The following is a 7072-nucleotide window of genomic DNA, read 5'->3' on the forward strand; positions in this document are numbered from 1 at the left end:
CACCCCCCCACCACCCCTCGACCCGCCCCTCCGCCCCGGGCGGCGGGGCGCAGCGGACCGAGCCCCGCCCCGTGCTGGTCGAGGGCCGGGGGCCGCTGTCCCGCGCCGTGGTGGCCGCCCTGCGCGGCGGCCCGCCCCCGGCCCCGGACACCGCGGCGGCCCGGGGGGCCGACCCGTGGGGCGAGGACCTCCACCTTGCCCTCTACCTGCTCTACGAACTGCACTACCGGGGCTTCGAGGGCGTGGACGACGCCCTGGAATGGGATCCGGCGCTGCTGGCGGTGCGCGGAACCCTGGAGGACCGTTTCCTCCACGCCCTGCGCACGGCGACGGCCGGGGCCCCGCAGACCGTGGCCGAGGCCTTCGCCGCCCTCCTCGTCGAACCCGTGGACCTGTCCGGAAGCCTCAGCCACCACCTGGAGACCGAGGGCGAGCTGTGGCAGCTGCGCGAGTACGCGGCCCTGCGCTCCCTGTACCACCTGAAGGAGGCCGACCCGCACGCCTGGGTGATCCCGCGCCTGTACGGCCGGGCCAAGGCCGCCATGGTCGCCATCGAGTACGACGAGTTCGGCGCCGGCCACCCCGACCGGATCCACGCCCGCCTCTTCGCCGGCCTCATGGCCGACCTCGGCCTGGACACCGCCTACGGCCACTACCTGGACCGGGCTCCCGCGCCCCTGCTCGCCACCGTCAACCTGATGTCCCTCCTGGGCCTGCACCGCGCCCTGCGGGGGGCCCTGGTCGGGCACTTCGCGTACGTGGAGGTGACCTCCCCGCCCGGCTCCCGCCGCCTCGCCAGGGCCATGCGCCGGTGTGGGGCGGGTCCGGCGGCCGAGCACTTCTACGCCGAGCACGTGGAGGCCGACGCGGTCCACGAGCAGGTCGTGCGCCACGAGGTCGTCGGAGGCCTGCTCGCCGACGAGCCGGAGCTGGAGTCCGACGTCGCCTTCGGCTGCGCGGCGACCGTCCTGCTGGAGGAGCGCCTCGCCGCCCACATCCGTACGGCATGGGACCGGCACCGCTCGGCCCTGCGCACCCCGGCCGGCGCCGGGCCGGCACCGTCGGCGTGACCACACGGTGCCGGCCCCTCCCGCCCCGGGCGGCCGGGGCCGTTCCGCCACCCGGGGGCTCGCCCGTCCGGCGGACGTATCCCCGGGTGCGGGGCGCGGCCGCCCGGACGGGATACGGATGTTCCTGCTGTCCGCCCCATCGCCCCAGGGAGACCCGATGAGCTGCATCAACCGACGCGACCTCGCACTGCTTGCCCTCCGCGCCGGGACCGGAGCCGTGCTCATGGCGCACGGTACGCAGAAGCTGTTCGGCTGGTTCGGAGGGGGAGGCCTGGACAAGACCGCAGCCGCGATGGAGCACATGGGCTTCGTCCCCGGCCGCCAGAGCGCCCTGGCCGCGGGGCTCGGCGAGACGGGCGGCGGCGCCCTGCTGGTCCTGGGCCTGGCGACCCCGGCGGCGGGCGCGGCCGCGGCGGGCGCCATGGCCGGAGCGGTGTCCGTCCACGCCCCGCACGGGTTCTTCGCCCAGGCCGGCGGATTCGAGTATCCGGCGTTCCTCGGGTTCACCGCCGCCGCCATCGGCCTCGCCGGTGCGGGCCGCTACTCCCTGGACCACGCCACCGGCCACACCTTCGACCAGCGGTGGATGCTCGTCCTGGCCTTCACCGCGAGCGCGGCGGCGGCGGCCGCGGTCGTCGCCAGACGCGCCCGGGGGCAGCAGTCCGGCGGCGGGGACTCCGCCTGAGCCGGTCCGGGGGCGGGACGGCGAACGGTCTGGCGTGATCTTTTCAGACCGGAAACAGGCTGTCACGGTGCGCGGCCAGCACATAGGAATGGGCTGCCATTTCCCGTTGGCCGATTTCGCCTCCAAGGAGCCCGTCATGACCCGTTTGCGCACCACCGCCATGGCCTTCGCCGGTGCCGCCGCGATGTTCGCCCTCGCCGCCGCCCCCGCCCAGGCGGCCCCCGGCGACGTGACGACCACCTGCGCGAACACCGCCACCCCGGCGGGCTACGTCGACGTCAACTGGGGCTACAGCGCCAGCTGCGGCGGCCAGAACCTCGCGCCGAACATCAAGCAGATCAAGCAGCTCACGGGCCTGCCCATAGGCACGGTCGTCCAGGCCTGCGGCTCCACGTACTACCCGGCCGGCTGGGTCGCGACCAGCTCGTACTTCTCCAACTCCTGCGTCGCCTTCCCGAACTCCGGTTTCAACAACAACGCCTGGACCCTCAAGCGCGTCTCCTGACCGACCCCCACGCGGAGGCGGCGCCCGCGCCGAAGCCCGGTCACCGCCTCCCGCCGCGCATCCGTATCCGCCCGCACCGCGTGACCACGACGAAGGCGAGGGCGACGGCGAGGGGCGAGATCAGGCCAATTCCGGCGATCTCGCCGTACGGGGCCGTGCGGTCGGTAGCGTCCGACGGAGGAACACCACGCAAGACCCGTGCCGCGCCCGGCACACGAAATCGACGGAGGACAGCCATGGCGAATGTGGAAGTGTCGCTGAAGGAAGCGATGACCTCGATCGAGGGAGCCCTGGGAGTGGCGCTGGTCGACTACGCCAGCGGAATGGCCCTGGGCACGCTCGGCGGCGGCAAGGACCTCGACCTGATGGTGGCGGCCGCCGGGAACACCGACGTCATCCGGGCCAAGCTGCGGACCATGGAGATGCTCGGCATCCAGGACGAGATCGAGGACCTCCTGATCACCCTGGGCAACCAGTACCACCTGATCCGGATCCGGCGCGGCCGTTCCGGCGGAGGCCTCTTCCTCTACCTGGTGCTGGACCGCGGCAGGTCGAACCTGGCGATGGCCCGCCACCAGCTCACCCGTATCGAGGGCGATCTGGAGGTCTAGCCGCGGCGTCCGTCGGGCCCACGCACGCCCATGAGTTGAAGAACTCTTCAACTCGGAACATGTGAAACCGGTCAACATCGGTTCCGCGTGGGCCGGCAGGACGCGACGATGTGTGAGGCGGAGGGGTCCCCGTCCGGGCCGGACCCGGTTTCGAGGAGGAACAGGAGCGTGATGGGCATGCAGGTCCCGCTGTACCAGGCCAAGGCCGAGTTCTTCCGGATGCTGGGCCACCCGGTCCGCATCCGGGTCCTGGAGCTCCTCCAGGACGGCCCGATGCCGGTACGGGACCTGCTGGCCGAGATCGACGTCGAGGCCTCCAACCTGTCGCAGCAGCTCGGCGTCCTGCGCCGCTCGGGCATCGTCGTCTCCACCCGCGAGGGCTCGACCGTCACCTACGCCCTCGCCGGCGGCGACGTCGCCGAACTCCTGCGCGCCGCGCGCAGGATCCTCACGGAGATGCTCGTGGGCCGCAACGCCCTGATCGCCGAGCTGAACGACCCCGACCCCGCCGCTCCCGCCCCCGCCCGCACGTAGGGACGCGAGCCCGCCCTCGCCCCCCTCCGCGGGGCCGCCGCGGGGCCTGATGGAGCAACCTCGGCTGCGGACCGGCCCGGGGGGTGGTGGCATCGGTGGGATGAAGGACCCCTTCGCCTGCGAGGAGCCGGCGCTACTGGCCCGCACCGGCACCGCCGACCGCGCCGCGGCCCGCCGTGCCGTCGCTTCCCGTGCCACCGACGGCGAGGACCTGCGGGAGCTGCTCGACATGCTCGGCCTGCGCCCGGCCGACGACCCGCCGGCCGGGCGCGAGCGCAGACCACGCACCTGACCGCCGGCCGCTGCCGGGCCCGCCGGGTGCTCAGCCCGGGAGGGCGTCGGCCAGGCCCGCGCCGAGGAGCCGGAAGGCCCGGTCGGCGGCGGCGACGGCCTCCGGGTACACCTCGTCCGCGGGGCGGCCCGCCTGTACCTGCTCGCCGTTGCGGTCGGCGAGGGCGCGCAGGACCGTGACGATCTGCACCGCGGCGAGCTGCGCGGTGAGCTCGTCGGCGCCGGCCTCCTCCAGTGCCTCCGCGAGGGCCGTGATGCTGCGCCCCGCGTACCGCAGCAGCCGCTCGCTGAGGCTCGCCGTCGTGCTGAGCAGCCGGCCGAAGGCCACCGCGTCGGGGTCGGAGGTGAGCCCGGTGACCGGGTCCTGCCGGGCCAGCGCGTCCAGCAGGTGCGCGTGCAGGGCGTCGAGCGGGCTCGTACCGGCCGGGCGGGCGCGGACCACGCGGGCCGACTCGTCCTCGTGGTCGGCGAACACGTGCAGGACCAGGTCTTCCTTGGTCGGGAAGTACGTGAACAGCGTGCGCTTGGAGACCTCGGCCGCATCGGCGATCTCCACGATCGAGACGTCGTCGAAGCCGCGGGTCAGGAACAGCCGCAGTGCCGCTTCGAAGATCGTCTGCCGGGTGCGCTGCTTCTTGCGTTCCCGCAGTCCAAGGTTCTCAGCGTTCTCAGCCATGCGCCCACCCTATCAATGGGGTACCCGGGGGAAACTTGCACCTGGTATAGTTATCGACCAAGTGAAGGAATTGTCCTGGGAGGCTCCATGAACACGCAGGTCACCGGCGTCATCGTCGTGGGGGCCGGCGGCGCCGGACTCACGCTCGCCACCGAGCTCGCCCTCGCCGGCACCCCCGCCGTCGTGCTGGACCGGCTGCCCGGCCGCAACCTCCAGTCCCGCGCCGGGGCGATCCAGCCCCGGACCGCGGAGCTGCTCGCGCTGCGCGGTCTGCTGGACGAAGCCCTCGGGCGCTCGATCGACTACCGGCTCGTCGGCGGCCACTTCGCGGGACTGCCCGTCCCGCTGGACTACGCGGCATGGGACACCCGCTACCCGCATCCCGTCCTGCTCCCGCAGGACCAGCTCGAGGCGGTACTGGAGGAGCGGCTCGCCGAGCTCGGCGGCCGGGTGCTCAGGGAGCACGCGCTGACCGGCCTCCGGCAGGACGCCGACGGAGTCACGATCACCATGACCACGCCCGACGGCGACCGGTCGCTGCGGGGCCGCTTCCTCGTCGCGTGCGACGGCGCCCACAGCAGCGTGCGCAAGACCGTGGGAGCCGCCTTCCCCGGCCAGGCCGCCACCGTCCGCATGGCCACCGCGGACCTGGTGCTGACCGGCCAGGTCGACGACAGCTCCGCCGGGCACATCAGCTCGCGGATCCACACCTCACCCGAGGGTCACTTCGCCATGATCACGCCTCTGGCGAACGGGCTCCACAAGCTCATCTTCAGCGGCCCGCGCACCGCATCGGCCGAGCGTGACGCGCCGGTGACCGCCGAGGAGGTCCGCGAGGTGCTGCGCGCCACCCATGGCGGAGCCCTCGACGTGTCCGAGATCCGCTACGCCTCCCGGTTCAGCGACGCCAGCAGGCAGCTGGAGCACTACCGCCACGGCCGGGTGTTCTTCGCCGGCGACTCCGCCCACATCCACTCCCCGGCCGGCGGCCAGGGTCTGAACCTCGGTGTCCAGGACGCGTTCAACCTCGGCTGGAAGCTCGCCGCCATCCTGCGCGGCGAGGCGGCGGAGGAGCTGCTGGACAGCTACCAGACCGAGCGGCACCCCGTCGCCGCCCGCGTCCTCGCCCTCACCCGGGCCCAGGGCGTCGTGATGGGGCCGCAGCGCGACGGCGGCCTGGGCGAACTGCGCGACGTGCTCACCGACCTGCTCCGCCTGCCCGAGGCCAACCGGTACATGGCCGGTGTGATGTCCGGACTCGACCTGCGCCTCCCGTCCCCCGACGCCGCCGACCACCCGTTGCTGGGACTGCGGATGCCCGACCTCGACCTCCTCACCGGCGACGGCGGGCAGGTCCGGTTCAGCGACCTGACGCGCGGCGGGCGCGGCGTCCTGATCGACCTCGCCGAGGCCCCCCTCGCCGCCGCGGACCCCTGGAACGACCGGCTCGTCCGGGTGCGGGCACGGGTGGAGAAGGGCGCGGTCGACGCCGAGGCCGTACTCGTCCGCCCGGACGGATACGTCTGCTGGGCCGGAGGCGCCGGTCTCACCGCCACGCTCACCCGCTGGTTCGGCCCGGCCGGCGCCGCGGCTACGGGGACCGCGGGGGAGTCCCGGTGAGGGGGCGCGTGCGCGGCGGCGGCGGGCCCCGTCAGGGGCGGTGCCCGGCGACCGACCGGCGCGAGACGGGGAAGTCGAAGTAGGTGTCGGGGAACAGCTCGGGCTTGTACGTGAAGTGCCACCACTCCTCGGGCAGGTTGACGAACCCCTCCGCGGCCAGTGCCGTCCGCAGCAGCAGGCGGTGCGCCCGCTGTGCTCCCTGGACGCGCGGGTCGTCGGTGTGCGACAGGGTGTCGAAGCAGTCGAATCCCGTTCCCATGTCCACGGAGTCGTCCGGGTACCGCTGCGCCTGGGGCGCGTAGCAGGGGACGGACTCCTGCCCCGGCCTGGGCGGCGGCGCCGGGAGCGCCGGGAGCGCCACGATCGTGAGGTCCATGGTGCTGCCGCGGCTGTGCCCGGACTTCTCCGCGATGTAGCCGTCCTCGAACAGACGCGACTTGTCGACCCGCGGATAGAACTCCGCCTTCTTCCGCTCGTCGGCCAGGTCCTTGGCCCACCGTACGAAGTGGTCGACGGCCCGCTGCGGCCGGTAGCAGTCGTACACCTTGAGCGAGTACCCCTGCCGCAGCAGGTGCGTCTGCGCCCGGTGCAGGGCTTCGGCCGCCGGGCGGGTCAGGATGCAGACGGGCTGCCGGTAGCCGTCGATCCGCTCGCCGACGAAATTGTGCGCCGACAGGTAGCGCATCTCCTGGATGATCGTGGGATCGACGGAGTCCAGGGCGACGAACTCCCGGGGGGCCCTGGGCTCCGGAGCCCGGGCGACGGCACCGGCGCCGGGGGCCGTGGTCATCGCGAACACGGCCGCGGCCGCCACGGCCACGGCGAACCGCGCCGGCGTCGAGGTGGTCATCAAGTCTCCCTGAAAGTGGGCCGGCCGTGAAGGCCGGTCTGCTCGTCCGCTCGTCCACTCCTTTACTGGTCCGCTCCCGGGGCGTCCATGCCCCGGTCCTGCCGTGCGTCCGGGGCGAGGGGCTGGTTCCAGCCGTTCTCCTCGCCCGCCGGTGGCCGTGACGGCAGGTCATCGTCCCTTTCCCGCAGCCGCGTTGTCAGTGGTGGCCGATAGCGTCGGGGGTATTGGAA

General features: G+C 73.4%; 9 protein-coding genes. 7 read left to right on the plus strand and 2 right to left on the minus strand.

The window, feature by feature from the left end; all coding sequences use genetic code 11:
• The first annotated feature begins 95 nt into the window (after positions 1 to 95).
• The 6 genes from VR44_RS12105 to VR44_RS12130 all read left to right on the plus strand — a co-directional run bounded on the left by VR44_RS12105 (position 96) and on the right by VR44_RS12130 (position 3697).
• A complete protein-coding gene (locus tag VR44_RS12105) occupies positions 96 to 1070 on the plus strand; it encodes an iron-containing redox enzyme family protein (protein ID WP_425424497.1) in 975 nt (324 codons plus the stop codon).
• 157 nt (positions 1071 to 1227) lie between these two features.
• A complete protein-coding gene (locus VR44_RS12110) occupies positions 1228 to 1755 on the plus strand; it encodes a DoxX family protein (RefSeq protein WP_045947455.1) in 528 nt (175 codons plus the stop codon).
• Between the two features lie 136 nt (positions 1756 to 1891).
• Positions 1892 to 2260 carry a hypothetical protein gene (locus tag VR44_RS12115; protein ID WP_045947456.1) on the plus strand — a complete coding sequence of 123 codons (369 nt, stop codon included), beginning with the start codon at positions 1892 to 1894 and terminating at the stop codon, positions 2258 to 2260.
• Positions 2261 to 2496: 236 nt separating this feature from the next.
• Positions 2497 to 2871, plus strand: coding sequence for a hypothetical protein (locus tag VR44_RS12120; RefSeq protein ID WP_045947457.1), 375 nt, complete (start codon positions 2497 to 2499; stop codon positions 2869 to 2871).
• A 177-nt stretch (positions 2872 to 3048) separates the two neighbouring features.
• Positions 3049 to 3405 carry an ArsR/SmtB family transcription factor gene (locus VR44_RS12125; protein WP_045947463.1) on the plus strand — a complete coding sequence of 119 codons (357 nt, stop codon included), beginning with the start codon at positions 3049 to 3051 and terminating at the stop codon, positions 3403 to 3405.
• A gap of 100 nt (positions 3406 to 3505) precedes the next feature.
• The gene (locus VR44_RS12130; protein ID WP_045947458.1) at positions 3506 to 3697 is read left to right on the plus strand and encodes a hypothetical protein; all 192 of its coding nucleotides are present in this window, start codon (positions 3506 to 3508) and stop codon (positions 3695 to 3697) included.
• A 30-nt stretch (positions 3698 to 3727) separates the two neighbouring features.
• On the opposite strand, the gene VR44_RS12135 is transcribed toward VR44_RS12130, so the two are convergent.
• Positions 3728 to 4372, minus strand: a complete 645-nt coding sequence (locus VR44_RS12135; protein ID WP_045947459.1) for a TetR/AcrR family transcriptional regulator — start codon at positions 4370 to 4372, stop codon at positions 3728 to 3730.
• Positions 4373 to 4459: 87 nt separating this feature from the next.
• Between VR44_RS12135 and VR44_RS12140 the strand changes: the two genes are divergently transcribed.
• Positions 4460 to 5992: an FAD-dependent monooxygenase gene (locus VR44_RS12140; RefSeq protein ID WP_045947460.1), complete on the plus strand. Its 1533-nt coding sequence runs from the start codon at positions 4460 to 4462 to the stop codon at positions 5990 to 5992.
• Positions 5993 to 6023: 31 nt separating this feature from the next.
• Here VR44_RS12140 and VR44_RS12145 read toward each other — a convergent pair whose 3' ends face one another.
• Positions 6024 to 6842, minus strand: a complete 819-nt coding sequence (locus VR44_RS12145) for a M15 family metallopeptidase (protein ID WP_045947461.1) — start codon at positions 6840 to 6842, stop codon at positions 6024 to 6026.
• Between the last annotated feature and the right edge of the window lie 230 nt (positions 6843 to 7072).

Source organism: Streptomyces katrae, assembly GCF_000966975.1.
GTDB lineage: Bacteria > Actinomycetota > Actinomycetes > Streptomycetales > Streptomycetaceae > Streptomyces > Streptomyces katrae.

Excerpts from the sequence above, each read along its gene's own strand:
- VR44_RS12110 (WP_045947455.1), top strand. The coding sequence starts at position 1,228 with ATGAGCTGCATCAACCGACGCGACCTCGCACTGCTTGCCCTCCGCGCC.
- VR44_RS12115 (WP_045947456.1), top strand. The coding sequence starts at position 1,892 with ATGACCCGTTTGCGCACCACCGCCATGGCCTTCGCCGGTGCCGCCGCG.
- VR44_RS12120 (WP_045947457.1), top strand. The coding sequence starts at position 2,497 with ATGGCGAATGTGGAAGTGTCGCTGAAGGAAGCGATGACCTCGATCGAG.
- VR44_RS12125 (WP_045947463.1), top strand. The coding sequence starts at position 3,049 with ATGCAGGTCCCGCTGTACCAGGCCAAGGCCGAGTTCTTCCGGATGCTG.
- VR44_RS12130 (WP_045947458.1), top strand. The coding sequence starts at position 3,506 with ATGAAGGACCCCTTCGCCTGCGAGGAGCCGGCGCTACTGGCCCGCACC.
- VR44_RS12135 (WP_045947459.1), bottom strand. The coding sequence starts at position 4,372 with ATGGCTGAGAACGCTGAGAACCTTGGACTGCGGGAACGCAAGAAGCAG.
- VR44_RS12140 (WP_045947460.1), top strand. The coding sequence starts at position 4,460 with ATGAACACGCAGGTCACCGGCGTCATCGTCGTGGGGGCCGGCGGCGCC.
- VR44_RS12145 (WP_045947461.1), bottom strand. The coding sequence starts at position 6,842 with ATGACCACCTCGACGCCGGCGCGGTTCGCCGTGGCCGTGGCGGCCGCG.